Annotated in this window: 22 protein-coding genes; 14 read left to right on the top strand and 8 right to left on the bottom strand. The window is 48.0% G+C overall.

The window, feature by feature from the left end; translation table 11 throughout:
- The first annotated feature begins 39 nt into the window (after positions 1-39).
- Entirely contained in the window at positions 40-600 is a 561-nt protein-coding gene (locus tag F0265_RS02325) for an SOS response-associated peptidase family protein (RefSeq protein WP_171747596.1), read from the top strand.
- On the opposite strand, the gene F0265_RS02330 is transcribed toward F0265_RS02325, so the two are convergent.
- Positions 597-1,244 (bottom strand): MurR/RpiR family transcriptional regulator, encoded by a 648-nt coding sequence (locus F0265_RS02330; RefSeq protein ID WP_171747798.1) that lies wholly within the window; start codon positions 1,242-1,244, stop codon positions 597-599. The two genes, F0265_RS02325 and F0265_RS02330, sit on opposite strands and share 4 nt — an antisense overlap.
- Before the next feature lie 171 nt (positions 1,245-1,415).
- On the opposite strand from F0265_RS02330, the gene F0265_RS02335 reads away from it, so the two are divergent.
- From F0265_RS02335 to F0265_RS02350, 4 genes are all read left to right on the top strand, one after another.
- On the top strand, positions 1,416-2,819 hold the full coding sequence (locus tag F0265_RS02335; protein ID WP_171747597.1) for a fructose-specific PTS transporter subunit EIIC: 1,404 nt from the start codon (positions 1,416-1,418) through the stop codon (positions 2,817-2,819).
- A gap of 80 nt (positions 2,820-2,899) precedes the next feature.
- Positions 2,900-5,521, top strand: coding sequence for a glycoside hydrolase family 38 C-terminal domain-containing protein (locus F0265_RS02340; protein WP_171747598.1), 2,622 nt, complete (start codon positions 2,900-2,902; stop codon positions 5,519-5,521).
- Positions 5,522-5,536: 15 nt separating this feature from the next.
- Positions 5,537-7,228: an alpha-amylase family glycosyl hydrolase gene (locus F0265_RS02345; RefSeq protein ID WP_171747599.1), complete on the top strand. Its 1,692-nt coding sequence runs from the start codon at positions 5,537-5,539 to the stop codon at positions 7,226-7,228.
- Positions 7,229-7,238: 10 nt separating this feature from the next.
- A complete protein-coding gene (locus F0265_RS02350; protein ID WP_171747600.1) occupies positions 7,239-7,832 on the top strand; it encodes a fructose PTS transporter subunit IIA in 594 nt (197 codons plus the stop codon).
- 109 nt (positions 7,833-7,941) lie between these two features.
- Here the strand turns inward: F0265_RS02350 and F0265_RS02355 are convergent, their stop codons facing one another.
- Positions 7,942-8,496: a prepilin-type N-terminal cleavage/methylation domain-containing protein gene (locus F0265_RS02355; protein ID WP_171747601.1), complete on the bottom strand. Its 555-nt coding sequence runs from the start codon at positions 8,494-8,496 to the stop codon at positions 7,942-7,944.
- A 263-nt stretch (positions 8,497-8,759) separates the two neighbouring features.
- Here F0265_RS02355 and F0265_RS02360 point away from each other — a divergent pair, with 263 nt between their 5' ends.
- The gene (locus F0265_RS02360) at positions 8,760-9,491 is read left to right on the top strand and encodes a siderophore ferric iron reductase (protein ID WP_171747602.1); all 732 of its coding nucleotides are present in this window, start codon (positions 8,760-8,762) and stop codon (positions 9,489-9,491) included.
- Here the strand turns inward: F0265_RS02360 and F0265_RS02365 are convergent.
- Positions 9,488-10,693, bottom strand: a complete 1,206-nt coding sequence (locus F0265_RS02365; RefSeq protein ID WP_171747603.1) for an MFS transporter — start codon at positions 10,691-10,693, stop codon at positions 9,488-9,490. The two genes, F0265_RS02360 and F0265_RS02365, sit on opposite strands and share 4 nt — an antisense overlap.
- 152 nt (positions 10,694-10,845) lie before the next feature.
- Here F0265_RS02365 and F0265_RS02370 point away from each other — a divergent pair, with 152 nt between their 5' ends.
- From F0265_RS02370 to F0265_RS02405, 8 genes are all read left to right on the top strand, one after another.
- On the top strand, positions 10,846-11,613 hold the full coding sequence (locus tag F0265_RS02370; RefSeq protein ID WP_064486703.1) for an ATP-binding cassette domain-containing protein: 768 nt from the start codon (positions 10,846-10,848) through the stop codon (positions 11,611-11,613).
- A 25-nt stretch (positions 11,614-11,638) separates the two neighbouring features.
- Positions 11,639-12,535: an ABC transporter substrate-binding protein gene (locus tag F0265_RS02375; RefSeq protein ID WP_171747604.1), complete on the top strand. Its 897-nt coding sequence runs from the start codon at positions 11,639-11,641 to the stop codon at positions 12,533-12,535.
- The gene (fhuB, locus tag F0265_RS02380) at positions 12,535-14,532 is read left to right on the top strand and encodes a Fe(3+)-hydroxamate ABC transporter permease FhuB (protein ID WP_171747605.1); all 1,998 of its coding nucleotides are present in this window, start codon (positions 12,535-12,537) and stop codon (positions 14,530-14,532) included. Before F0265_RS02375 ends, fhuB begins: the two co-directional genes overlap by 1 nt.
- A gap of 245 nt (positions 14,533-14,777) precedes the next feature.
- Positions 14,778-16,562: an IucA/IucC family protein gene (locus F0265_RS02385; protein ID WP_171747606.1), complete on the top strand. Its 1,785-nt coding sequence runs from the start codon at positions 14,778-14,780 to the stop codon at positions 16,560-16,562.
- Entirely contained in the window at positions 16,555-17,475 is a 921-nt protein-coding gene (locus F0265_RS02390; protein ID WP_171747607.1) for a GNAT family N-acetyltransferase, read from the top strand. The genes F0265_RS02385 and F0265_RS02390 overlap by 8 nt, the downstream gene beginning before the upstream one ends.
- Positions 17,475-19,259, top strand: coding sequence for an IucA/IucC family protein (locus F0265_RS02395; protein WP_171747608.1), 1,785 nt, complete (start codon positions 17,475-17,477; stop codon positions 19,257-19,259). Before F0265_RS02390 ends, F0265_RS02395 begins: the two co-directional genes overlap by 1 nt.
- Positions 19,260-19,311: 52 nt before the next feature.
- On the top strand, positions 19,312-20,622 hold the full coding sequence (locus F0265_RS02400) for a SidA/IucD/PvdA family monooxygenase (protein WP_171747609.1): 1,311 nt from the start codon (positions 19,312-19,314) through the stop codon (positions 20,620-20,622).
- A gap of 157 nt (positions 20,623-20,779) precedes the next feature.
- Positions 20,780-22,903: a TonB-dependent receptor gene (locus F0265_RS02405; protein WP_171747610.1), complete on the top strand. Its 2,124-nt coding sequence runs from the start codon at positions 20,780-20,782 to the stop codon at positions 22,901-22,903.
- Positions 22,904-22,958: 55 nt separating this feature from the next.
- On the opposite strand, the gene F0265_RS02410 is transcribed toward F0265_RS02405, so the two are convergent.
- The 5 genes from F0265_RS02410 to fos all read right to left on the bottom strand — a co-directional run bounded on the left by F0265_RS02410 (position 22,959) and on the right by fos (position 26,764).
- Positions 22,959-24,551, bottom strand: coding sequence for a BCCT family transporter (locus F0265_RS02410; RefSeq protein ID WP_171747611.1), 1,593 nt, complete (start codon positions 24,549-24,551; stop codon positions 22,959-22,961).
- Between the two features lie 218 nt (positions 24,552-24,769).
- On the bottom strand, positions 24,770-25,204 hold the full coding sequence (locus tag F0265_RS02415) for a GNAT family N-acetyltransferase (protein ID WP_171747612.1): 435 nt from the start codon (positions 25,202-25,204) through the stop codon (positions 24,770-24,772).
- A gap of 92 nt (positions 25,205-25,296) precedes the next feature.
- Positions 25,297-26,061, bottom strand: a complete 765-nt coding sequence (locus F0265_RS02420; RefSeq protein ID WP_171747613.1) for a carbon-nitrogen hydrolase family protein — start codon at positions 26,059-26,061, stop codon at positions 25,297-25,299.
- Between the two features lie 38 nt (positions 26,062-26,099).
- Complete coding sequence (locus F0265_RS24650) at positions 26,100-26,309, bottom strand: GDCCVxC domain-containing (seleno)protein (protein ID WP_301338215.1); 210 nt, start codon at positions 26,307-26,309, stop codon at positions 26,100-26,102.
- A 50-nt stretch (positions 26,310-26,359) separates the two neighbouring features.
- Positions 26,360-26,764, bottom strand: coding sequence for a fosfomycin resistance glutathione transferase (fos, locus tag F0265_RS02425; RefSeq protein WP_171747614.1), 405 nt, complete (start codon positions 26,762-26,764; stop codon positions 26,360-26,362).
- Positions 26,765-26,781: the final 17 nt, after the last annotated feature.

The following is a 26,781-nucleotide window of genomic DNA, read 5'->3' on the forward strand; positions in this document are numbered from 1 at the left end:
CCATAATTAAACAGAGTGCTCGACAAGAGGTGGAGCAAGATGTGCGGACGCTTTAATGTAACGGATGATCCACTGGCTAGAGTGGTTTCCCAACTGGTGGGGATCGACTTCTTTCCTCAGATGAACCTTGACTTGAAACCGACTGAAAATGTCTCTGTGGTGGCGTTTGAAGCACAGGCGTATTGTCAGAAAGATATCAAGTGGGGAACTCGGCCTGAATGGGCTAAGCGACTGATTATTAACGCTCAGTCAGAAACGGTGGTCAATAAGCCCGCATTTCGTAACGGATTTATCCGCAGGCGTGTCATTGTGCCTTGTAACGGTTGGTATGAGTGGCGTGAGAATGGAGGAAAAAAGAACAAGTTCTTGTTTACCAATCCAGATGGCATGCCTCTGTATATGGCCGGAATTCTGGCGGATGATGGCAATTTGGTCATCCTGACTACAAGTCCGAACACACAATGCTTACCATACCATCATCGTATGCCATTTCTTGTCCCTGATATTGGTGTTGAGCAGTGGATAACGGCAACGCCGCAACAGGCACACAGTTACCTTGAGTTAGGTTGGAGCGATGAACTTTTAATTACTGCGGCTTAGTGCGTCAATAGCTCGCGGCCAATGGCATCGACCAATTCTAGGATGTGGATTTGCGATTCGCGGCTGTATGGCGAGATACCATCGACTTGCTCAGCAAGATCTAAGTTGGTGCTGGCAATCCCCGCGAGCGTTGACCCTGTATGGCTGATCGCGAATACCTTCAAGCCTTTGCGTTTCGCATTGTGGGCCATATCCACCACAGACTGCGTTTCTCCCGATTTACTGATCAGCATAACCGTACCACTTTCGGCGCGGGCCAGTTGGTGGATATCTGTGATCACTAAGTGAGGAACATTCGCCAAAGAGAGAAATCGTGAAAGGTAAGAGACGCTGACAATCGAGGCACCACGGGAATAGAGGTACACCACAGGTGACTGATTTAATGAGTGAGCGATTTTTTCGATGCGTTGAATCTGGTCATCTTCTTCAATCACAGACTGCGTCTGCTTTTTCAGATCAGCGGCGAGCTTGTACCTGAGCTCAGTGTAACTGGCGTAGCCCATCTTTTTACACACACGATTGACTGAGGTCGTCGTCGTGAGTGCTTTGTTCGCAATGGTTTTCGCAGAGATCTCGGCCAGCTCACTCGCGTGGCTGATCAAGTACTCATAGATGACACGCTCAATGCCCTTAAATGTATTCATCGCATACAATTTTAGTAATGAAATTGTCATTATTAGGCGCTAACTGGCAAATATTTTCCTTGATTGCTATCACAAAAGTATCGTCATACGTGGGTTGTATCAGGAAACTGTACCTTGGTACGTGGACGCTAAATATACTTGGCGGAGTTGATAAGAATACGGTGAACAACCATGAGTAAGAAAAAACTCGTTGCAGTGACCGCTTGCCCTACCGGCATTGCACACACATTTATGGCAGCGAAAAAAATTCAGGCATGGGCTGAGAAGCAGGGCTACGAAGTCAAAGTGGAAACCCAGGGCAGTGATGGTGTTAAGAACAAGCTGACAGCGCATGATATTGCGACAGCAGACGGCGTTGTTCTGGCTGTCGATGTACCTATCATGGACATGGAACGTTTTGACAATGCCAACCCGCTGAAAGTTCGCACTCAGGAATTGATTAAACGCGTAGACGAACTTCTGCCAACCGTCTTCCTGCGCGGCAAAGAAAAATCTGATGCCGATATTGAAGTATCAGAAGAAAAACGCTCCGTGTATCAGGTGGCGATCGGCCACATCATGACGGGCATCAGCTACATGTTGCCCGTGGTGGTACTTGGCGGCCTGTTAATGGCGGTGGCGAAGATAACGGGTGAATTTGTCGATATCTCCGGCACGCCAATCGAAACGCTCGATAAGCTTGGTTTTATGACCATCAAGTTTATGTACCCAATCTTTGCTGCGTATCTGGCGTATTCGATTGCGGGTAAACCGGCTCTGATTCCAGCCTTTATTGGCGGCATCATGAGTGATGAGGTCTACAAGCGCTTCTTTGACCTTGAAGGCTGGGCGCCATCGGGCTTCTTTGGCGCGATTGCGATTGGTTTCCTTGTCGGTTATCTGGTTCGTTATCTGAATGATGTGATCAAGGTGAAGTCAGAGCTGACCACGCTCAAGACTATGCTGTTGGTTCCAGCCGTCACGGGTGTGGTGATGGTGCTGACCATGGAATACGTCATCAACCCATTCTTTGGCGCCTTGAACATCGCGATGATTGAACTGTTCACTCAGGCAGGTGATGCAGGTCGTGGTATCTATTCAATGGTGATTGCTGCGGGTACCGCGTTTGACCTTGGCGGTCCGATTAACAAAGCTGCTGGCTCGGTTGCACTTGGCCTGAACGGCATGGGCGAAGGTTTTGACTTGATTGCTCGCGAACTGGGTATCGTTATTCCGCCGATTGGTGTTGGTCTGGCAGCGATTCTGGATGGCAAGTTCCGCAAGCGTGTCTTTACTCCGGAAGAGCAGACGGTGGGTAAAACCTCACTGATGCTAGGTATGATCGGTATTTCAGAAGGGGCAATCCCATTCATTCTGAAGAATCCAAAGATGATTCCAATCATGATTCTGGGTTCTATCATCGGTACACAGCTCGCGGTTGTACTGGATGTATGGCAAAGCCTGCCACTACCGGCTGTATGGGGTTGGTTCCTATCTTCAGACCCAATCAGCTACACCATTTCCGTCTTCGCTGGCTCTATGTTTATCGCACTTGCACTACTACTGTGTACCAAGCCGCAAAGCGCTAACGCCTAACACGTCACTTGCCAGAGGCTCTGCTCTCCAAAATTGAGCCTCTGGTAACAAGAATCAGAATTTAGATTAGAGAAACTCCCATGACTAAAGTACATGTCATTCCACATACTCACTGGGATCGTGAGTGGTATTTTACTCAGCAAGACAGTGACGTTTTAGCGACTTACAACTTCACCAAAGTGATTGAAACTTTGGAAAGTCAGGCGGATTACAGCTGCTATCACCTGGATGGTCAGTCTGCGATTGTTGAAGATTACCTGAAGGTTCTGCCGCATATGCGTGAGCGTATGGCACAGCTGGTGGCAGACAAAAAGCTATTTATTGGCCCTTGGTACACTCAGACCGATACTTACAACGTCGCGGGTGAGTCCATCATCCGTAACCTGAAATACGGTATGCACATCGCAGAAGAGTTGGGCCACAGCATGAAAGTCGGCTACCTGCCTGACACATTTGGCCATAACGCGCAAATGCCAACGCTATTCCGCGGTATGGGTATCGACAACATCGTCTTCTGGCGCGGGATTGATTACGACCAACATGTCAGCAAATCCCACTTCATGTGGCAATCTCACGGTGGCGATGAGATATACGCTTACAACTTAGTTCATGGTTATGGTGCAGCGAAGAACATCGTGCCGGATGCAGAGCATCTGGATAAGAAAATCTTCCCAATGATTGAGAAGATCAAGTCGTTGTCAGGCCTTGATGAAGTATTGATTCCATCGGGTGGTGACCAAGTCAATATCGACCCGAATTTGCCAGCCACGTTAGCGGCTGCGTCTGAGCGTTCTCCATCTGGCGATGTGTATTCTATCTCTTCGATGGAAAACTTCGTCGATTTCCTACGCCGCAATAGTGAAGGGTTTGAGACTTACTATGGTGAGTTCAAAACACCTCGCTACACACGTATTCACAAGACCATTGGTTCTGTGCGCTACGACATCAAAAAGCTTAACTTTGAGATCGAGCAGTTCCTGCTCAAGAAGCTGGAAGTGGTGATTGCGATTGCCAAAGCACAGGGCATGACGGTGCACACTGAGCTGGTGGACTTGGCATGGAAGAAGATCCTTGAGTGCCATGCGCACGACAGCATGGGTGGTTGTAATAGCGACGCGACCAACGCAGATATCATGCATCGTCTTAAGCAGGCGGAAGAAATCTGTCATGGTTTGTACAACTTGGTGGTCAAAGAAATTGCCACCAATGCCTGTGATGATTCGGAAGTGATGATCTTCAACGGTCAGACGACGCCATTTAGCGGCATTACCCGTATTGTTGCGTTTTCCAAGCATGAATCCATCGCGCTAAGTGACGGCGAGAAAATCCTTCGTAGTGAAGTAGTCACTCGTGAAACACTGGATGGCGGTAAGGTCATCGAAGTGACTAAGGATGGCGAAAAAGAAGTGCCTGTTCCTCCTTACTACCGATTTGAGCTCAATGTTGATGTGGCAGATCTGCCAGCAATGGGTTATCAGGTATTTCAGGTAGTGGAAGCAGATTGCGTTACTCAAGTACAGGCTTCTTCTGTAACTCAGATTGAAAACAGCCAACTGGCGCTTTGGCTGGAAGATGGTCAGCTTAAGCTTAAAGATAAACGTTCAGAGCGCATTATTGAGCAGCTTATCCGCTTTGAAGAGCAGGCCGACGACGGCGATTCTTATGACTTTTCACCGCTGGAAGGCGATACGCCACTGTACACTAGCGAACTAAGCTGGGTTGAATCTCATGTAGGTGAAAGCCAGCAGTCGATGATATTGAGAGCAAGTCTAGAGCTTCCGGAGAATCTAGAAGCGCGCCAGAACGGTGAAAAATCTGTTCAAGCGGAATTTATCGTTCGCCTGACGCTTACTGAAGGCAAGCAATCGCTGGAAGTAGAGATCGATACGCTTAATCAGGTTGATGATCACCGCGTACGTGTCTTGATCAATTCAGATGTTCAGACTGATACGTCCATCAGCACTCAGCCGTTTGCGTTGATGACTCGCCCGGTGGCTCCAAATTTTGATGGTTGGCGTGACAGCTTCCGCGAATGTCCGGTAGACATTGAAACCACCGATGGCACGGTTGCGGTAGCGGCAGAGAATCGAGCCCTGATTGTTAATGGTCGTGGTTTGAAAGAGTTCCAGATCCTGAAAGGTGACACCAGTGACTTGATTGCTCTGACTTTGTTCAAGGCAACGGGCAAGCTTGGTAAAGATGACCTGTTATGGCGACCTGGCCGCGCCTCTGGCATCAACAACACCGTGGTGTACACGCCGGATGCTCAGTTACAGAAATCCATGCAGTTCAGCTTTGCTATTGCTTTGGCCGATAATGCGGATCATCAGACAATCCGAGAGCTGGAAAGTGAATATCTTGATAGTCCATTCAGCTACCAGAAACAGTCGCTCAACAGCTTTGAGAATCGTCTCGAACGTTTTCAGGTTCGATTCGATAGCCGTGAAGCCGAGAAAAAATTCAGCCTGTTTGAACTGAATCAGCCGCTGGTTCTCTCCAGTGTGGGTCACTCGTTCTATCAAGATAATGCGGTCATTGTGCGCCTGTTTAATGCGACGGACAGTGAGCAGCAACTCGATGTCACCGCGTTTGCTCACTTCGCTGATGTTGAGCGTGTCAATCACCGAGAGCAGAGTGTCGAGCAGAATTGGACAGTCAAACCAAACAATGCCATTGACCTGCGCGTTAGTTTCAAGATTTAACAGGTTGGAATCACAATGAAAGACAAGATCTATAACAAAGTTGCCAAGCTGTACGGGGAAGAGTTAGCCCCATCGCTGACACAGGACATTTTGGCATTGGTTGATAAATGGCGTGGTCACGCGCCGTCTTATCAGGACTGGGTCGACGAGTCGACGGCGTACCTGATCACTTACGGTGACAGTATTCGCCGTGAGGGAGAGCCGACGCTCAATACCATGAAGTACTTTGCTGATAAGTATCTGCGTGGCGCGATCAGCAATATTCATATTCTACCTATGTTCCCATACACCTCGGATGATGGCTTCAGCGTGGTGGATTACCGCAAGGTTGACCCGAACTTGGGGGACTGGAAAGAGCTGAACGAACTGGCGGAACATTTTGACCTGATGTACGACTGCGTGATTAACCACATTTCCAAGAGCAGTGACTGGTTCCAGCGCTATCTCGCAGGCGATGAGGCTTATCAGGATTATTTTGTAGAGTCTGACCCGAGCCTTGATTATTCGAGCGTTACGCGCCCCCGCGCACTACCGCTCCTGACGCCGTTTACCAAGGCTTCGGGTGAGACGACACATGTCTGGACAACCTTCTCAGACGACCAGATCGACATTAACTTTAGAAGCCCGAAAGTGCTGCTGGAAAGCATCGACATTTTGCTGATGTACGCAGCGAACGGTGGTCGTTCTATTCGTCTTGATGCCATCGGCTTTATCTGGAAAGTGCTCAACACAACCTGTATTCACCTTGAGGAAGCTCATGAAATCATCAAACTATGGCGTATTGTTCTCGATGATGTCATACCGGGCTCTTTGTTGATTACAGAAACCAATGTGCCGCATAAAGAGAATATCTCTTACTTTGGTCAGGGCGATGAAGCTCATATGGTGTACCAATTCCCATTGCCGCCATTAACGTTGCATGCTTTCCTAAGCCAAGACAGCAGTGTGTTGACCAAATGGGCAAAAGGACTGACGGATGAAGCCATGGCGTCGTTGCAAGCGGGGAGTAAAATGACTTACTTTAACTTCCTTGCCAGCCATGATGGCATTGGTGTACGCCCGACGGAAGGCATTCTTAGCGACGACGATCGCCGCATGATGTGTCAGCAGACAGAGCGCAAGGGCGGCCGAGTTAACTACAAGAACAATGGGGATGGTACTCAGTCTCCGTACGAGCTCAACATTAACTATTTGAGCGCGATTACTGAACCTGAAGATGACACACAGACGAAAGCGGCGAAGTTTTTGGCAGCGCAGTCGATTCTGCTCTCTTTCATCGGTGTGCCTGCGGTCTACTACCACAGCTTCCTTGGCAGTGAGAACGATGTGGCCGGAATGGAAGAGTCTGGCATCAATCGCCGTATCAACCGCAAAAAGTTCTCGGTCGAATCGCTTGAAGCCGAGCTGGCTGAGCAGGGTTCACTGCGCAATAGCGTCTACAGTGAAATGGTGCGCTTACTGAATGTACGCCAGCAGCAATCGGCTTTCTCTCCAAGTTCGCCTCAGCAGGTATTAGAACTGGGTGACGGCCTATTTGGCTTACAGCGTGGCGAAGGTGACAAGGCGATTCGTTTCGTCGTCAACTTGTCTCAGCAGACGCAATCCGTCACGTTGGATGCTGGTGGTAAGGATCTGGTCAGCGATCAGAGCTTTGATAACCAATTTACTCTTAATCCGTATCAATTTGTCTGGCTGACAGAGCAATAGGAGCCACACTATGAAACTTGCTAATCTCACCTCTGAAAATCTGATCATGCTTGATGCGGCGTTTGAAGACCGAATTGCTGCTATCCATGCCCTGACAGACAAAATCGAGCAAGCTGGAAAACTGACGGATAAGCGTCAGTTTCTAGAAGCGGTATTGAAGCGTGAAGACGAAGGGCCGACGGCACTGGGTGAATACCTCGCCGTGCCGCATGGTAAATCTGCTGCGGTCACAGAGCCCGTGTTTGCCTGCGCGTTTGTTAAAGATGAAATGATGTGGAAAGGTCTGGATGGTGATGAGCCTGTCACCATGATCTTTTTGCTCGCCATTCCGCCAGCAGAAGCTGGTTCAACACATATGGAAGTGCTGACTACGCTCACTTCCTCTTTGGTGGATGATGATTTCCGTGACCAGTTGGTGGCAGCGAAATCGAGTAAAGAAGTCATGCAGCTGTTTGGCGCTGAGGAAGAAGCGTCAACAGAAGCAGCCCCTGAACCGGAAGTAGAAGAGCAACCCGAAATGGCAAGGGATATCAGTCGTCATGCGTATCCACTTGTCTTGGGGGCGGGTGTTCTGATCTCTGCTTTCCTGTTCTTATTGCTTTAAGACGATAAGTCTTAGGGATTTTTCTCTCTGTTTTGCCCGGCATGACCGGGCTTTTTTGTGCGTAAAGTAAGCAGAACAGACTTTATAGACAGGGAGGGTAGACTTTGATTTAGCAGTTGGTATTTTCAATTCGAACGGTACAGACACAGCCTTCTGCAGGGCAGGTGCCTGATGACCTTCCACCGAAGGAGTCATAGATTACATAGCATCCCTGCGGCAGAGTGGTTATGTTGGTACTGTTAAGTTCAGTGTCAGAAAAAGAGTGTTCAAAGCCAATTACTGTATGGCGATTGCCGATGGCTGTTGTGAGATCATCAGTTGTACCTAGCGTCATAAAATCGAGCATGGTCAATGCATCTCCCGATTCGCCCTCACTTTCTGGGCATAGAGCTCCCCAGTCGACCTCTACAGTGCCGATACCGAAATCCAAGATATAATCCTGCTGATTCCCCGGGTTCGAGGTACTTGGCGTTAATCCGTTAACATAGGCTTTAGCGCTGACTTGACTTATCACGCCTTCCATTGCGTTTGCAATGCCTTCCAGCGTTGCTTCACGAGCAGATTTTTGAAGGTTGAGAAATTGAGGCGCAGCCACGACGGCCAGAACACCTAGAATCACCACGACGGTAACCAACTCGATTAATGTAAAACCTGATTTTTTCATCAAACTTCAATACGCCTATCATCGATGCACGTGTTGACTTTAATCGCGCGCCAGAACTATCCAACAGGGGTAATTACGGAGACAAAACAAATAACTACAACTACGGATAAATTGCCATTTATATAACTAAGGTTAATAAATGAAGGCAGGAAAAGCTACTCGAACCTTGTCATTTGGTACTTTAGTTAATAATAATCAATTGCATTAACCTCATGTTATCACTATCCTAACAAGCTGATTTTGATTCTATAAATATCACCGCTATGAGCTCAGACGCTTTCTTCGACCACCTCTTCGAGTACGCGCAACAGGTAACGCCTTATCTGGCTGGTGCGATTTCACCGATCCCCGAAGATGCGCCTCAGCAAGACATTATCCATGTCGATCATCCGTGCAGTGAAAATATCCAAGACCTGTATGAGCGCCTTAAGGCGGCTCATCCGGAAGCCGGTTCTGCCTATTGGTTAACCCGAACGTGGGATCTGATTTGTTGGCAACCCGTCTACCTTTCATTCATCTCCATTTATGCGTTGCACGGTTTACCCGATCTCACTCGCATTGGACAAAAAGTGCAGCCGGAGTTTGTCGCGGGCTTTCAATTCGAGTCGACAGAGCATGTTCATGGCACAGAAGCGGAGTTGGTGGCAAAAGCAGGCGTTCAACTGCAGGCGTTGTTTGCTTTTTTCCGTGAGGAGATGAGCCAGTGGACACGGATTCGTCCGGGCTTTACCAACCACTTGTTCGCTGATGGCGTGCTGGGTTGTCTGGTCAAGCTGAGCAAGTTTGCCCCTCATATTCCCAATGACTATCTGCTTAAGCAGGCTTCACTTTGGTTGGATGCGTGTGGGCTGCCCGCTAAATTGGCCAAAACACTGACCGTGGATGAACAAAGTGGAGAGCTGAAACTGGTGCGCACCAGCTGCTGTCTGGTGTACAAATGCCACGGACGTAAACTCTGCGAGGATTGTCCGCGACATCCGGATAATAAAGCCTAGCTCTGTGTTTCTAACGCTCCGGCGCTACGTTGTTTAAGCGCGATGGTGAGAATGATCGCGGAAAAGCCGATACAAATGTAGATCGGGTAAATCGGATTAATGGTCGCACTAACAGCCAGTAGTGAAGCAAGTCCATATCCGAGCGTGTGCGACATTGAAATATACCCCGAAATCGCACCGGGTGAGCTTTTGTCTGTCTCTGTGGCTTTTGCCGTATAAGCAGGGACCAAGAGTGCAGCGCCGCTGGCCGCAATTGCCATTGCAACGCCAAATAGCCAGATGTTGGGTATAAGAAACAAAACAAACCCAGTCAGCATTACCAAGCCGCCTAACTGATACATTGCCGTCGGCGTCAGCTTTTTTTTCTTGATCACCAGTACCTGAGTACTCAGAGTCATGGCAGCACTGATCGTGAGAAGAATGCCGATAGCATTACTGATCTGGTCAGTCGACCATTCTGTGACGCTGAAAATCAGTGGAGAGAAACTGTATTGCAGCAAAGCGATGACCGCACACAGTAGTAAACCGGACAACAGAAATGGCATCAGTGGAGCATTAGGTATCCAGGAAGGACGAGGTTTTTCTTTACCTGCACATGGTTTGTCCAATGGCGGGGAAGGGAGCCAGTAGGCACCCATTAACGCTAAGGCAGGGAACAGCACCATCACCATTAATGGGGCGAAAGGTGAGAACTTCAGTAGCACAATAGAAAGCAAAGGCCCAAGTAGACGCCCCGTGCTGAGACCAATACTCACGGAAGTAATGGCCTGAATCCGGTTTTGCTCACCACAAAGGAGAATCGCCCAATGTTGGCTAGCGGGAACCATGCCGGCAACGGTGCAGCCGTAGATGATTCGCGCAAACACGAGCCCCGCTAGACACCACCCAATCCATTGTTCTCCTTGATCACTGAGTACCGCAAACACCAGCAATAGCAAAAAGCTGACTGCCATTCCCAGCAGTGCTTGGATGACGACTCGTTTCGGACCAAATTGATCGCTGTGGCGTCCCCAGTAAGGGGCGGCGGGGAGAAACAGAAAACTCCCAACGGCAATTAAGATTGACCACGTCGGCAAGGCAAAAGCGGAGTGCTCAACCAGAAAGGGCAATGATACCAAAAGCCCATTTTGACCAATGCCCATCAAGGCGGCGATTAAACCAATCACACTGAGTTGGATACGTGTATTTTTTACAACTGACATGAGAAAGCACCGTTTGTCGGTTTCTTATTGATCTTGGTGATGAAAATGCATCGAAATAACGTGATATTTAATGATTATGAAAATAATTATCATTAACCTTGCGGTGTGATAAAGTTAACCGCTGGTGCCAAATAAAACAACTCTTCATTTTCATGTTTCAATTACTGGATGCTTCGTTTGCAATCGAAGATAAAACCATCTTACATCCGACAAATCTGACCTTTAAAAAAGGCGCGGTGACGACCTTGCTTGGTCACAATGGTTGCGGCAAATCGACGCTAATTAAATTACTCAGCCGACAGAATCAACCCGCCAGTGGTCAAGTCCTTTTCAGTGACAAGGCGGTGTCTTCCTACACCAGCCAAGATTTTGCGCTGAACGTTGCTTATTTGCCTCAGCACCCTCCAATGACGGATGGCGTAACGGTGCGTGAATTGGTGTGCTTCGGACGTTATCCGTGGAAAGGTGCTTTTGGTCGCTACAGTAAAGAAGATTACGCGTTAGTGGACGAAGCGATTGAAAAGGTCGGGTTAACCCAGTTTAGCGATCGTTTTGTTGCCACCTTGTCCGGCGGTGAAAGGCAGCGTGCGTGGGTGGCAATGTTACTTGCCCAGCAAAGTCAGTGCATCTTGCTGGATGAACCGACCTCAGCGTTGGATGTGGCGCATCAATATGAGTTATTGGCGCTGATTCGAGAGCTGAATCAAAGCTTGGGACTGACGGTTATCATGGTGCTGCATGACGTGAACATGGCGGCCAAGTTCAGTGATGAGCTGGTGGCTTTGCACTCGGGTCAAGTTATCGCCAAGGGCACGCCACAAGAGTTGATGACACCTGACACTCTCATGAAGATCTACGGTATGGAGCTGGCTTTGTTCCCGCATCCGGATACCGGCCATCCTATCAGCTACATCCCATAATTTTTGATCGTTGAGGAATCCGTTTGTGAAACGAATCATCATACTTTTGACCTCTTTTCTAGCTTTTGCCGCGAATGCATTTGAAATCAAACACGAGCTCGGGGTTGCCTCTTTTGAACAGGCACCAAAGAAGGTTGTCGCGCTCGACTGGGCATTAACTGAAACCATATTAAGCCTTGGTGTTATGCCGCAAGGCATTGCCGATGTGGCAGGGTACAACACATGGGTAGCACAGCCTGAGTTGGATAAAAATGTCATTGATGTTGGCTCTCGTCGCGAGCCAAATCTTGAACTGATCGCCGACCTTAAGCCTGATGTGATCCTGATTAGTGAACACATTGCCCCTGCCTACAAGCAGCTAGAGCAGATCGCGCCAGTTCTGGTTTATACCGTCTACAGCGATGCAAAAACACCGCTTGCATCGGCGGAGAACATTACACGTTCTCTTGGTAAGCTTTTCAACAAAGAGCAGCAAGCACAAACGGTGATTGAGCAAACCACGGCTCGTCTTAAAACCAATGGTGACAAGATAAAAGCGGCAAATGCGGATCTGAAACCTTTAATGTTCATTCGCTTTATTAACGATAAAACGCTACGAATTCATAGTGATGGCTCGCTTGCACAGTCGACGATTACAAAGATGGGCCTGAAGAACGACTGGCACGAAACAACCAATATGTGGGGCTTCACCACAGCAGGGACTGAAAAGTTAGCTGAGCATCAGAAAACCAACCTAATGATCTTTGGCCCTTTAAAAGACAAAGAGCGCAAGCAACTGACTCAATCACCACTTTGGCAAGCGATGGAATTCACTCGTACCGATTCTGTGTATGAGCTACCGGCTATCTGGACTTTCGGCGGCCTGATTGCTGCACAAAGGTTTAGTGACCACATCACAGAACAACTGACCAGCGATAAATAATGAACGTGACACAAACGCAGACTGAACGTCGTACTGCGGTGAATCTAAAAACGCCTTTAGTGGCGTTTTTGTTATTGGCGGCCCTTGTTTGGTTAGTACAGATCACCGCCCCTTACTCCCAAGGCTGGCCTCTGTTGTGGGATACGGTGTTTCATTATGACGCCGCAAACTATCAACACCTGATAACTCATCTGACTTACCTGCCGCGTTTGGCGATTGCCGTCATTTGCGGTTTTGCGCTGGCAATTGCAGGTTGTGTGATGCAGTTTGTGTTGCGTAACCCGATTGCTTCACCCACTACGTTAGGGGTTGCGGCAGGTGCAGAACTGGGCATGGTGCTGGGAATACTCCTTTTACCTGCGAGTATGAGTGTCGCTGGTTTTATTCCTGCATTTCTTGGTGGCTGTCTGGCGACGTTTCTGGTGTTTGCTCTGAGTGCGAAACGAGGCTTTTCTCCGGTTCATATGGTGTTGGCCGGTATGGTCGTCAGCCTGTTCTTTGGAGCACTCAACACCATGCTATTGCTGTTACACGAGCAGCAGCTAACCAGTGTATTTGTCTGGGGCGCAGGGACCTTGAATCAGAATGATTGGTCGAGTGTTACGACTTTACTGCCTTTGGTAGTGATTCCAACCCTGTTGCTGTTTGTCTTGCAACGACCGTTATCAGCGTTACAGTTCGGCGATGGCGTTGCTTCGTCACTGGGTGTGAAAGTCAAACAAATCAAAGTAGCGTGCCTGACTCTGGCTATCTTTGTGACCGCGGCGGTTGTCAGTGAAGTCGGTTTGATTGGTTTTGTCGGTATCGTTGCTCCAGCACTGGCAAGAATGTTAGGCGCGAGAGCGCTGCACTGGCAGATTCTTATCAGTGGTTTAGTCGGAGCAACCATGTTGCTACTCGCCGACCTGAGTATTCAGCCTTTCTCTGGAGTGGGTGGCGAGCTACTGCCAACCGGGGCTATGACCGCGTTACTGGGGGCGCCTTTCCTGCTTTGGTTACTGCAACGTAAATCCTTGCAATCGGACCTTAAGGCTCGCGATGAGGTGGTTGAGCAGTATCGCCATCGCAGCTTACTCAAAGTGGTCTCAGGTTTGGTGGTTACGCTTGTTATCGCGGTTGTGGTAGGGATATTTGTCGGTAAGAATCAGACGGGTTGGTCGATTGCCGATTCGATGGCGGTGCTTGAGCTCCGTCTGCCGCGCGTATTTGTTGCCTTGCTTGCAGGTATTGGTTTGGCGTTTGCGGGAACCATCATTCAGCGCGTATCAAACAACCCAATGGCGAGCCCTGAGATTCTCGGTATCAGCTCGGGCGCAGCCTTAGCACTCGTTCTCGGAGCAATGCTGGGTTTTGCGGTTGAGCGCCATGAGCAAATGCTGCTTGGTACAAGTGGTGCACTGCTGGTGACTTGGCTGGTGTGGCTGTTTGGTCGCAAACACAATTTTGCGCCTACTCAGACCTTGCTGACCGGGATTGCCCTCAGTGCGGGTCTGGATGCCTTTTTGCGCATCGCAATGACTTCAGGGCAGGACAATGTCCGCGCGCTACTTACCTGGTTGTCCGGTTCTACTTATTTGGTTTCAAGTTACGATATTGGCCTGTTGCTCGTGGGTGTGACTGTACTTGGCGGAGCGGCATTACTGGCTCAGCGCTGGGTTGAGTTGATTGGGCTCGGAGAAACCACCGCCAGCAGCATTGGTATTGATTGCCGCAAAGTCCGTTTACTGCTGCTGATCTTAGTCGCCGCTATTACTACGCTATGTACGATTGTGATTGGTCCATTAAGCTTTATCGGCTTGTTGGCACCGCATATGGCGAGGTCACTCAACCAGTATCAAGCTAAGAATCAACTGATTACCGCTGCGCTTATTGGTGCAGTGGTGATGGTGATGGCGGACTGGATTGGTCGAACGCTGTGGTTCCCATGGCAATTCCCTGCAGGCTTGCTGGCCTCGATTTTAGGCGGTGCCTACTTCCTGTATTTGATGAGAAAGTAATACTTTCATAGATTGACCTAAGAACTGATTTTTAGGTCAATTTAGTTTTAAGGAAATTTTCTGGATGCTAACTATTTGATTTTAAATGACCGATAGTCATTCAACCTGTCTATGTGCGTCTTTTTTGATGTTTTTATATCCCCCAGATGTGATCGTTTTAATTTTATTTAGTTAATATTATTTGTTAACACAAATAAGAATTCTTATCGTTCTCGATGTCAGTTATATGGAAATCGAGAAGTCTAATGAATCGTTTAAACGATCAGAATCCCCCTTTCGAAGCGGTTAATGATGTTCCCGCTGCGTGCTTTCTTAATGCCCTTGCGCGCGAAAGTCATCTTATTCAGTTTGAACACAATCCCTCTGTTAGCTTGTATGAAATTCCCTTGTCCGGTGAGCGAAGTATTTCGATAAAACTCAGTCATTTTTCTTCGCTTGGAGGCCATGAATACCTCTTCCCAGCCATGTTGAATGACCAAACAGCCGATGTGTCTCAACCAATTAGGTTTTCTCAGTTGCTCGCGTTAGTGCTTGATGAACCAGCCTTGGTAGGGTTTATCAGCCAAGAGCAAAAAGCGATGTTCACTCAGCGTGTGACTGAAAGCTACCACAATACCTATCTGGCTGCGCAGCATCATCCGCATGGGGCGAAATTGTTTGAGCAGCGGCTGGACTTTACTCAAGCAGAGCAGAGTCTTTTGGTTGGACACTCATTCCACCCTGCACCAAAGAGTCGTGAACAGTTTAGCTTTGAAGACGCGAAGCAATTCTCTCCTGAGTTTGGTGGTCATTTTGCTTTGGTTTGGTTGGCGGTTAGCGAAGATGTGTTGATTGGCGATAGCTCTGCTGATTTGACATTGTCGCAGCGAATGCAAGCGTTAGCCTCGCAAGATGACGATTTGTACCGCGAGCTTGAAGGTCGATTGAACGATAGTGAGAAACTGCTGCCTGCTCACCCTTGGCAGTGGCAGGTGATGCAAGAGCTACCAAGCATTCAGAATTATTTGCAGCAGGGTAAAATTCGGTCACTAGGTCAGTTGGGTGCACAGTGGTATCCAACATCTTCGACACGCTCACTGTATTCCCCGTCGTTGCCATACATGCTGAAGTTTTCTCTCAGCGTGAAGCTGACTAACTCCATTCGCAATCTATCACTCAAAGAAGTCGTGCGAGGTACGCGATTGAATGATCTGTTCCAGCGCTTATCGCTACAGGAAACACTCGGCGATGGGGCGGGCTTCCAACTGATGCAGGAGCCTGCATTCCTTGGCTTAGTGGACCAAAACGGCGAAGTAATTGATGAAAGCCTTGTTGCATTGCGGGATAACCCATTAGCCACCCAGCCCGATCAAGAAGCCGTTGTACTGGCTACCTTGACCCAACAAAACCCGTATGGTGGTTTAAGTCTTTTGGCGAACCGCGTTAGCGAATATGCCCGCACACAAAACGTTGACCTGAAACATGCGGCAACGGATTGGTTTGACGCTTACTGCCGACACACGGTGGTGCCCCTATTTAACCTGCAAGCTAACTTTGGTGTCGTGTTTCTCGCCCATCAGCAGAACATTGTCATGCAGTTGGAGAATGGCTTTCCAATCGGAATGTACTACCGAGACTGTCAAGGTACAGGCTATACCGATCTTGCTTTTGAACAGTTTGGTGAGCAGCTAAAAGAAGCCAAGCGAGATGTTGAGAATTACTGGGATCAGGACAAGGTAAGGCGCTATTTCGCCTACTATCTGATCATTAATTCCTCGTACAACGTCATCAGCAATTTGGCCGCCCAATGTGGGGTTGAGGAGATGGAACTCGTGGCTATCTTGCATCAACACCTCTGTCGTTTATTAGACGCAGGGGTTCGAGATGATCAGTGTTTGCGCTATGTACTGGAAAGCCCGTCTTTATGTTGTAAGGGCAACTTCTTCTGCTACCTGCAGAACTTCAATGAAAACTCTATTCCCGATCCTGCGGTGATCTATTTCGATTTACCTAACCCGTTAGTTCGCGTTAAGGAGACCAGCCATGCATGAGTTTCGCACCATAGCTTATCAGCCAGATAGGCTGCCTAAAGTCTCTATCGCTATACAAAGTAGTGATCTAAGCCAAGCTGACTTATTGCCTTTGATGGTGGATGAACTGGATGCTTTGTTTGGCCAGCACGCGAAACTTTTGGCGGTTGAGATCGAATGTCAGGACATCAATGTTTGGCACAAGGTTAAGCAGAAGCTGCCTATCTTTACTGGCCGCACGTTAAAGCGCGCTGCATTCTATCAGAGCCAATTTAACTGGCTAAAGCACAAGCCTTCCGATCGCTATCCATTGCTTCAGGTCCAGACGGATAGCCGATATCGCCATCACCCCCAAAGACCACCTATGCCGGAAGGCTTGGTCTACCAGCGTTATGACGCTAAGTCTGAGTTAACAGTGAGTTTTCGGGTTTTTGCCCTGGAGAAAGACCTCGATAACTTTACGATTTGGATGAACGATCCGCGTGTGGCCGAATTTTGGGAACAAGCATGGAGCCGAGAGAAACTGGCGGAGTTTGCTCAGCAGCGCCTCGCTGATCCGCATATTGTGCCCTTGATAGGAGAGTTTAACGGTCAACCTTTTGGTTACATTGAAGCTTACTGGGTCGCTGAAGACCGACTGAGCCCGTATTATCCGGTCGAAAACTTTGACCGCGGTATTCACCTCTTGGTTGGCGAAGAAAGTTTTCGTGGGCCTAAGTATTTCGATTGCTGGATGAAGGCGATCAGCCACTATCTCTTTATTGATGACGCCAGAACTCAGCGTATTGTTCTTGAACCTCGCCACGATAACCAGAGGTTATTCAAACGCATTTTGCCGCTTGGCTATGACAAATGTATGGAGTTCAATTTTCCTCACAAACGCTCCGCGCTGTTAATGCTCAATCGTGATCGATTCTTTGAGGAGCAATGGTGATGACTCAATCCGCACTTCACAAGTATTGGCACATTACGAACCTCAAAATGGTCGCCAAGCTCATCAGTGAATTTGGTTACGAGCAGGCGTTTTCGATCCACCGTGTGGAGCAAGGTTTCGTGCTTGAGCTTGATAACGGCACCACCTATCAATTTGACGGAAAGGAAAACATCTGGGGCCAAATCGTGATTGAGCCGCAATCACTAGTTCGCGCGTCACTCAATGATGAACAAGAACCGCTCAGTGCAGCACTGTTTATGCGCGATATTCAGGTTTTGCTTGAGATGCCAGATGAAGCCATGGCTGAGCACCTTGAAGATCTCAATGCAACCTTGTGGAGTGATTGTCAGGTAATGGCGCGCAAGGCATCGGTAACGGCTAAAGATTTGAGTCTAATGTCGTGTGAAGAGCAGCAAACTTATTTCGATGGTCACCCAAAATTTGCTTTTAACAAAGGTAGAAGAGGCTGGGGGAGTGAGGACTTGCTACGCTATGCACCTGAATCTCAGCAAACCTTTCAGTTAGGCTGGGTCGCTGTACACAACGGTATTCTTCAAGTGGCGACCAATCAAGAAGTCAATTGGAGCCAACTGGTGGAAAGCGCAGTCAACAAGGCTGACATTGACCAAATGCGCACTGCGGTTGCTGGGTTGGAGAGGGATGCTGATGATTACCACTTTGTGCCTGTTCATCCGTGGCAATGGCGCAACAAACTTGCTTTGCTATTTACTCGTGAACAGGCCTGCAAGCAGTTGATTTATTTGGGTGAGTTTGGTGATCAGTTTCTGCCTCAGCTGTCCTTACGTACGTTGAGTAATGTCACCCGTCCGCAGAATTTTGATATTAAATTGCCGCTGACGGTGATGAATACGTCCTGCTATCGCGGCATTCCGGGGCGTTATATTCTTGCTGGCCCTACCGCTTCTGATTGGATCCATTCTGTTTTCCAAAGCGACCCAATACTGCTGGAAAAGCAAGCCGAAGTATTGCAAGAGCCCGCAGCGGCATTTGCCGCTCAACATGATTATGCGCAGTTGCAACAAGCGCCTTATCGCTATCATGAACTGCTTGGTGTGATCTGGCGAGAGTCGGCAATCTCTAAGCTCAAACAAGGCGAAAGCGCGATACTGATGGCAGCCTTGATGGAGACGGACTGCCATAGTGCGTCATTGATTAGCGAGTACATTCACGCATCGGGTGTGTCTATCGAGTCATGGCTCAGCCAGCTGTTCGATGCCGTCGTGATCCCCTATTACCATCTGCTGTGCAAATATGGCGTCTCTCTGATTGCACATGGCCAGAACGTCACCTTGGTAATGGAGGACTCCCTACCCAAGCGAATCCTCCTTAAAGACTTCCAAGGCGATATGCGTTTGGTCGACAAGCATTACCCCGAACAGGATTCATTGTCTGACTCAGTAAAAGAAGTCACGGTGCGATTACCCGAAGAGCTGATCATTCATGATCTTCAAACCGGACATTTCGTGACTGTCTTGCGCTTTATCTCTCCGCTGATCGAGCAAATCGGTGTCAGCGAGAAAACCTTCTACCAGATACTTGGAAACCGCATTCGTAGTTATTCAGAAGCGCTTCCTGAGCTGGAAGAGCGTTTCCGATCCTTTGATCTATTTAAGCCCAGAATACTTCGAATTGGCCTTAACCTCGCCAAGTTCAGGCACAACACGGATTCGAGCTCATCAAGAATGCTGCCGGATATGGACGACCAGCTCGATAACCCGCTTTATTTATCAGCAAATAAAGAAGCAGCCATAGAGCTGCAATAAGGCTTAACGCTTGATTAAGCCTTGATTTAATAACAACTAAGGAACGTTCATTATGGAACGCACTAACGACACAATACTTGATTTGGCTGGCATTGGAGCTGGTCCATTTAATCTCAGTGTTGCAGCACTACTGGTTCAGAAAAACCATATCAACGCCCGATTCTTTGAAAGTCGGGAGCACTTTTCGTGGCACCCAGGGTTATTGCTTGATAACACCAATATGCAGACCATGTTTCTCAAGGATCTGGTCAGCGCGGTATGCCCAGAGAACCCTTACTCGTTTCTGTCCTATTTAGTCAAAAACAAGAAGTTCTACCGTTTTCTATCTGCGGAGTTGAGCTGCATTAGTCGTCACGAATTTTCTGATTATCTCGCATGGGTGGCCCATCAGTTAGATAACGTGCAGTTCTCTTCGCGTATCGAACATGTTGAGTTCACGGGTGACCATTTTGAACTGCACACCAGTCAGGGCAAAGTGGCGGCGAAGAACCTATGCATTGGGACTGGCAAGGTGCCGTTTATTCCAGATTGCGCGACAGCCTATATTGGTGAGCGCGTGTTCCATGCGGCTGAAATTGGCCTGCGCCAACGTGACTTTAACGGTAAGCGCGTTGCGATTGTTGGAGGTGGTCAGAGTGGGGCAGACATTTTCCTTAATGTACTAAGAGGTAAGTGGGGTAAGGTCGCCTCGCTTGACTGGATCTCACGACGATCAAATTTCCAACCTCTGGATGAAGCGGCGTTTACCAATGAGTTTTTTACCCCAGATTACGTTGATGCTTTTGTCGGTTTAGCACCGGAAGTGAAGCAAGCAGAAGTACAGGCGCAAAAGCTTACGTCTGACGGCGTGACACAAAAAGCCTTGTTGGAGATTTATCAGGAGCTCTACCACAGGTTTGATGTTCTGAAAGAAGACAAATGGGTGCGCCTATTACCTCACCGTACGCTTAACAAAATGTCCGAACTGCAAGCGGGTTTTGAACTCGAGACAGCCAACGCGCTCAGCTCGCAATCCGAAGTACACGATGCTGATATTGTGATTCTGGCGACTGGCTTCCAGTCACCTTATCCTGCCTGTCTCGATGCCATTCTGCCATTGTTGGAACTCGACGAGCAGCAGCGCTACAAGATGAGTCCTGACTTTGAACTCAAGTGGAGCGGTTCTGCAAACAACAAGATTTTCGCCGTCAATGCAGGCATGCACACTCACGGCATTGCGGAGCCTCAGCTGAGCCTGATGGCGTGGCGAAGCGCAAGAATCATCAACTGCTTAGCGCAAGAACCCCTCTACGACCTTGATGCCGGAAAGGGCATGATTGAATGGACGACACCTTCAAAAGTTCATCAACTACTCTCGGCTTGAGAGGAGAGGACAACAACGTGAGCAAATTATATATGACTGATTTATATAAATAATTATACCGATAAGAGTTTTATATAAAGATGGAAATGGAAGTGTTAGTGAGTACTATTCTCGTTCTTATAACGCTTTTGATTTAATTATAAACAGAGTGATAAACATGAAACTCAATAAAGGGGCATTCCCGTTTAGCCTAGTTGCAATTGCAGTGGCAGCAGCAACATCAACCGTTACTTCAGTAGCAAATGCTGAAGAATACACCACGACCCAAGAAAAAATGGTAGTGGTATCCAGCCGAACACCAAAAGCGATCAGTGAGATCCCGGGTACTGTCTGGTACATCGATGCCGAGCAAATCGAGCAAGAGTATCGCGGTGGTAAAAGCTTGGATGAAATCCTTGCGGCGACGATTCCTTCGCTTGATGTCAGCAGCGGCGGTCGTACTCACTCAGGCCAAAACTTGCGTGGTCGCAGTATCATGGTGATGATTGATGGCGTGTCTCTACAGTCTGTTCGTTCGATAAGCCGTCAGTTGGATTCAATTGACCCGTTTAATATTGAACGAATCGAAGTGTTATCAGGTGCAAGTTCGATTTACGGTGCTGGCGCTAGCGGTGGCGTAATCAACATCATCACCAAGAAAGCGCAGGGCGAAGAGCCGGAGTTTGAGACTTTTGTTGGTGGCACGTCTGGTCTGAATTCAAGTGAAGATTTCGACTACAAACTAGCGCAATCCGTCGCAGGCGGGAACGAGAAAGTGCAAGGCCGAGCATCGGTTGCCTACACCAAAACTCAAGGCTACTTTGACGCTGATGGCACAATTGTGACGCCAGACATTTCCCAAGGCTCAACTCAGTTCAATGAAACGATTGACCTACTGGGTACTTTGCAGATCAATCTTGCAGAAGACCAAAACCTAAACTTGCTAGCACAGTACTACGATAGTCAGCAAGATTCGCCATACGGCCTGTACTTCGAAAAAGACGGCAACGGAAAATACCAGTTTGTTGAAGTCCGTGATGGTTACTCGGCTGATCGTCAGCAAGGCACAGAGCGTATTATGCTGAGTGCTCAATACAGCCATGCTAACTTCCTTAACCATCAGTTGATTGCAGAAGTTTCTTACCGTAAAGAAGACCACACTTTTACGCCATACACAGCGGGTGGCGGCACTGAACTGGTGTTGAGTTCATCGACCCAAAACACCGATATCCTGTCTATCAAAACCGCACTGAATAAGTCTTTCGGTGAGCTCAATCTGACTTACGGGGTTGATGGATTTATTGATCGTTTTGACAGTGATAATGCAATCTACGATCAAACCACGACTGAAAACAGCGGCGGTATGATTAACGTGATCGATACCATTGAAGGCCGTTATCCGGGTGTAGATACCGATGCGCTTGCGGGCTTTATTCAAGCAGAATACGCATTAACTCCGGATTGGGTGCTTCAAGGTGGTTATCGCTATCAATATCTAAACACTAAGATCTCTGATTTCCAGAAGAATGCTAGCTCTGACTTCGTTCCTGGCGGTGAGACGGACTATGCAGAAAGCTTGTTCAACATCGGTACCATCTATCACCTAACACCGTCTTCTCAAGTATGGGCTAACTTCTCTCAAGGCTTTGATCTGGCAAACCCAGCCAAGTACTACGGTAAAGATGCTTCGGTAAACGTTAATGATACTAAACTGGAAGGCATTAAGACCGACAGTTACGAGGTAGGTTATCGCAGCGATTGGGATAATGTTTCTCTGCAAACAGCAGCGTACTACTCATACTCAGACGGCTCAATTGAATACGCTGACGACCAGAGTATCAGTGGCGTTTCTGATCCAAAGCGTGTTTATGGTCTTGAAGCACAAGTTAGCTACTGGGCGATGGATAACCTTCAGCTAGGTACCTCTGGGCACTATGTTGTTTCGGAAATCAAAGCGGATTCAGGCTGGGAAGATTACGAAGCCATGGAAGCCAGCACGTCAAAAGCAAGCGCATGGGTTGGCTGGTATGAATACGACTACAACGTGAAGCTGCAAAGCTTGACCACGTTTGATTACACCGATGCTGACAATCGCAAACTTGACGGTTACACCGTGGTTGACCTCGTGGGTAATTATCAGCTTCCTGTCGGTAGCCTTGGTTTCGGTATTAAAAACCTATTGAACGAAGATTACCTAACCACTTGGAGCCAGCGTGCTATCCATTGGTACGGCAATTCTCCAATGTACGAATACAAGGGCCGCGGCCGTACGTACACATTGAACTATCAAGTTAAGTTCTAAGTGTTGCATTAAGTAAAAAGGCCGCTCATTGAGCGGCCTTTTCCATTGGTATCACTTACGCGTAACTGAGCTTGTGATGCTGTAGCTCGGTACGCATACCCATCAATAGGCTGACACACATGGTCAGGAGAATCACAGTAAATGGTAAGCCAGTTGAGATGGTTCCAGCTTGCAGTGCTTGAATGGCTTCTGTACCACCAATCCAAAGCAACATTGCCGCGATAGCGCCTTCTACCGATGCCCAGAAAATACGTTGTGGAATCGGTGCATCCACTTTACCGCCTGACGTAATACTATCGACAACAAGTGACGCCGAGTCAGATGAGGTAATAAAGAACACCATGATCAACACAATAGAGATTATAGAAAGCAGTGTCCCCATTGGCATGGCATCAAAGGCGTAGAACAGTGACAGAGTAATGTCAGTCAGGCCGTTCTGGCCCAGTTCACCGACTTGATTGACGACTTGTTCAATCGCGATACCACCGAATGCTGACATCCAAACTAGGGTGATGGCAGTTGGAATCAGGATAACCGCAGAAAGGAATTCGCGTACGGTACGGCCTTTTGAAATACGGGCGATGAACATACCGACACATGGTGACCAAGATACCCACCAAGCCCAGTAGAATACCGTCCAACCTTGCATCCAAGCTTCGTCTTCACGGCCATATGGGCTACTCAGTGGAAGCATGTTTTCCACATAGCCAGTCAGTGTGGTTGGAATGGTACCCAGCGCTGTCGCCAGACCTGCAATAATCACAAACATCAATAGGGCGAAGGCTACGATCAGGTTGGTGTTACTCAACACTTTTACGCCGCCATCAATACCACGGACAACAGACACAACAGCAAGGCAGGTGACAAATGCAATCACACCCAGCTGCAACCCAAGACCACCATCAATACCAAACACATGGCTGATACCGCTCGCGGCTTGCTGAGCGCCCAAGCCCAATGAGGTTGCAAGACCAAATAGCGTCGCGAGCACTGCAAGGATATCGATGATATGACCAAACCAACCCCAAGTGCGATCACCCAGAATCGGATAAAACACAGAACGAATAGACAGTGGCAGACCTTTATTGAAGGCAAAGAAGGCCATCGCTAACGCGACTACGGCGTAAATTGCCCATGGGTGCAGGCCCCAGTGGAACATGGTTGCACCTAGGGCTACTTTTGCTGCTTCTTCAGTGTATGGCTCGACACCCAGTGGTGTTTCAAACCAACCAGTGAAGTAAGCAACAGGCTCTGCAACGCCCCAGAACATCAGGCCGATACCCATGCCAGCGGCAAAGAGCATAGCAATCCATGAAATATTGGAGTGTTCAGGTTTGGCATCGACGCCACCGATACGAATTTTGCCAAACGGCGATAAAACCAGACCAATACAGAAAATCAGGAACACGTTTCCTGACCACATAAACAGCGTGTCAAATGACTCGATGATTTGCAGCTTCACGCCATCAATAGTGGATTTTGCAACGGTAGGATCGGCGATAAGAAGGGCGACAAGAAAGACAATGATCAGGCCTGCGCTGGCACCAAAAACTGGGTTGTGAACGTCAAAACCCCACTTCTGAACGTTGTCCTGACCGACGGTATAATCGGTATTTTCAATACTATACCTATCCTTAGTACTACTCATTAATCCTCGCTAATTATTTAGAGTTCGAAATAAATTTTCCGGTGCAGGGTAACAGAATGCCAGTTCAAACGAAAGTTAGTCAGGTTTATTAACAATAATTGAGTAAATAATGGAAGGGAGATTGAGTAGAGGTCTAATGAAATGTGTAAGGTCAGTAATCCATCGTAACCATTGGCTCACAACCTTTAGGAGAGTGTTTGGCAACCACTCTCCTAACTTCAAACATTCGGATTGACTGACGAATTATACGAATACATCCTGATGTTATCTCTGGGGAACCAGCCCAGTTTCTCATAGAATTTTTGTGCATTGAGGTTGTCGTCGTAGACAAACAGGTGAGTTTTAGGAATACCAATATTGGCTAGTGCGCTAATGGATTGGCTTATCAACTGATAGCCAATTCTCTGACCGCGAAACTGGGGTAAGACCGCTAGGTGTTGCAGATAGCCCCTCCTACCATCGGTTCCAACCAAAACAGTGCCGATAATGTGACCTTCACTGATCGCTACGAAGCTTAAATCGGGGTTTCTGTCGAGGTAGAGCGCAATGTTCTCACGGGAGTCGGCATCCCTAACGGACATACCTTCAGTCTGATGCCATAACTGAATTACGGTCTCGTAATCTTCGATTGTCATTGGTCGGATGGTCACCACTTTAGCCTCCTTGCTATGCAGGTGATTGCGGGACGTAAAAACGATTTAAATCAATACCTATCAATAAGTTACTGCTTTGTCAAAATAGGTATTTAATAGCCAGTTTCTGGAAGAGAATGAAACTGTGCTGAAAGATGGTTTTTACTAATCGTACAAATAAGTACGCCTTGCTGAGCATTGTCGGATGTACCTACTAATTCTCCTTGAGCATTCCAAACACTGTTTTTGCCGCAAGTATCCCATCCACCTGTTTTTGATATGTGATTACAAAGGAGGACTGGGAATGCATGGTTACGAGCAAGGCCAGACAAAATATTAGCATCAGGGATGAAACCACTCGGTGAGATCAGGGCACTAACCAGATAAAGTTCGGCTTCACTGTCGGCTGCGCCCTGCGCGTGCTGAGGTTTAGCAAAATCAGCACACACGGCGAGCGCGATGCGCGTGTTATTAATGTTGAGCAGGTGATTGGTTTCTCCTGCAGCGCAATACGTGCCTTCACCGTCATGCAGGTACTGTTTGGAGTAGAACTCGATCTCTCCGTTTGGAAAGCAAATAACCGCAGCAATATGTGGTTTTGAGTCTGGCACTGCAAGCGGACAACCCGCAATGACCGTAATATTATGTGTGGTAGCAGAGGCTGAAAGTGCTTTAATCGCAGAAGTTGATGGGTCAAAGGCAAGCTCGTCGGCTAGATCCAGTTCGTACCCTGTTAAAGACAGTTCAGGAAACACGACGAGATTTGCTCTAAGCTGAGAAGATTGCTCCACATGCATAAGGTGAGCGCGCAAATTGGCTTCAATGTCTCCTCTCTTGGCTGGAGCCTGAGCCAAACCAATGATTAGTGTTTGTTCCATCCTTAGTTATACCTTTCCTTTAATGGCTTGCTGCTAAGCTATTGGCAGCATTTGCCTGAAATCTGAATGGGTGGACAGGGAACCGTGCCATAAGAGCAAAATATACAGCAGTCGCCCGCTAGTGGCTTAAGGAGTTCGCCACAGCTTTTACATTCGTAGAAATAAACGCAGGCGTTATCTGGCATAGATTCTAGGCTCGAAAAACCGCACTTAGGGCAAGTCAGTTTGGATTCTGTTACTACTTCCATGATTGCACCCCCACCGTTTGCACTATTTAAGCATAGGTGCGAATATCAGACTAGGGCTTCAACCACTTTAATCCACGGTAAGGTTTTGATTTTAAGCTTTTTAAACGGCTTTCCAAACTTCCACAGTGAATCTCTAGTTTGTGCCCATCGGGGTCGAGAATATACACAGATGAGCCTTCACTTTGGTTACTTTTCCATTGCTCAGCTTTGTGTTTTTCTAGGTGTTCACATAAGGTCGCGAAGTCATCCTCAGCAACATTAAATGCAATGTGACTGTAATCGGTTTTAGGGCAAGGGGAGTCTAGAGATAGGCACAACCACAATTCTCCAATCGAGAGGTAAGCACCTTTCTCCCATATGACCTCTCCTTCAAAGCCGAGAACGCGAGTATAGAAGTCCAACGAACGTTCTACGTTACTTACAGCGAGAGTGATGTGGTTGAGTCCGGTTATCATCGTTATCCAACAGGTTT

It is taken from the genome of Vibrio sp. RE88 (genome assembly GCF_013113835.1).
GTDB lineage: Bacteria > Pseudomonadota > Gammaproteobacteria > Enterobacterales > Vibrionaceae > Vibrio.

Bases quoted from the DNA above. Each gene is read 5' to 3' on its own strand.
- F0265_RS02400 (WP_171747609.1), top strand. From the start codon at position 19,312: ATGGAACGCACTAACGACACAATACTTGATTTGGCTGGCATTGGAGCT.
- F0265_RS02350 (WP_171747600.1), top strand. From the start codon at position 7,239: ATGAAACTTGCTAATCTCACCTCTGAAAATCTGATCATGCTTGATGCG.
- F0265_RS02420 (WP_171747613.1), bottom strand. From the start codon at position 26,061: ATGGAACAAACACTAATCATTGGTTTGGCTCAGGCTCCAGCCAAGAGA.
- F0265_RS02395 (WP_171747608.1), top strand. From the start codon at position 17,475: ATGACTCAATCCGCACTTCACAAGTATTGGCACATTACGAACCTCAAA.
- F0265_RS02340 (WP_171747598.1), top strand. From the start codon at position 2,900: ATGACTAAAGTACATGTCATTCCACATACTCACTGGGATCGTGAGTGG.
- fos (WP_171747614.1), bottom strand. From the start codon at position 26,764: ATGATAACCGGACTCAACCACATCACTCTCGCTGTAAGTAACGTAGAA.
- F0265_RS02385 (WP_171747606.1), top strand. From the start codon at position 14,778: ATGAATCGTTTAAACGATCAGAATCCCCCTTTCGAAGCGGTTAATGAT.
- F0265_RS02360 (WP_171747602.1), top strand. From the start codon at position 8,760: ATGAGCTCAGACGCTTTCTTCGACCACCTCTTCGAGTACGCGCAACAG.
- F0265_RS02345 (WP_171747599.1), top strand. From the start codon at position 5,537: ATGAAAGACAAGATCTATAACAAAGTTGCCAAGCTGTACGGGGAAGAG.
- F0265_RS02370 (WP_064486703.1), top strand. From the start codon at position 10,846: ATGTTTCAATTACTGGATGCTTCGTTTGCAATCGAAGATAAAACCATC.
- F0265_RS02390 (WP_171747607.1), top strand. From the start codon at position 16,555: ATGCATGAGTTTCGCACCATAGCTTATCAGCCAGATAGGCTGCCTAAA.
- F0265_RS02410 (WP_171747611.1), bottom strand. From the start codon at position 24,551: ATGAGTAGTACTAAGGATAGGTATAGTATTGAAAATACCGATTATACC.
- F0265_RS02355 (WP_171747601.1), bottom strand. From the start codon at position 8,496: ATGAAAAAATCAGGTTTTACATTAATCGAGTTGGTTACCGTCGTGGTG.
- F0265_RS02335 (WP_171747597.1), top strand. From the start codon at position 1,416: ATGAGTAAGAAAAAACTCGTTGCAGTGACCGCTTGCCCTACCGGCATT.
- F0265_RS24650 (WP_301338215.1), bottom strand. From the start codon at position 26,309: ATGGAAGTAGTAACAGAATCCAAACTGACTTGCCCTAAGTGCGGTTTT.
- F0265_RS02405 (WP_171747610.1), top strand. From the start codon at position 20,780: ATGAAACTCAATAAAGGGGCATTCCCGTTTAGCCTAGTTGCAATTGCA.
- F0265_RS02325 (WP_171747596.1), top strand. From the start codon at position 40: ATGTGCGGACGCTTTAATGTAACGGATGATCCACTGGCTAGAGTGGTT.
- F0265_RS02330 (WP_171747798.1), bottom strand. From the start codon at position 1,244: ATGAATACATTTAAGGGCATTGAGCGTGTCATCTATGAGTACTTGATC.
- F0265_RS02365 (WP_171747603.1), bottom strand. From the start codon at position 10,693: ATGTCAGTTGTAAAAAATACACGTATCCAACTCAGTGTGATTGGTTTA.
- fhuB (WP_171747605.1), top strand. From the start codon at position 12,535: ATGAACGTGACACAAACGCAGACTGAACGTCGTACTGCGGTGAATCTA.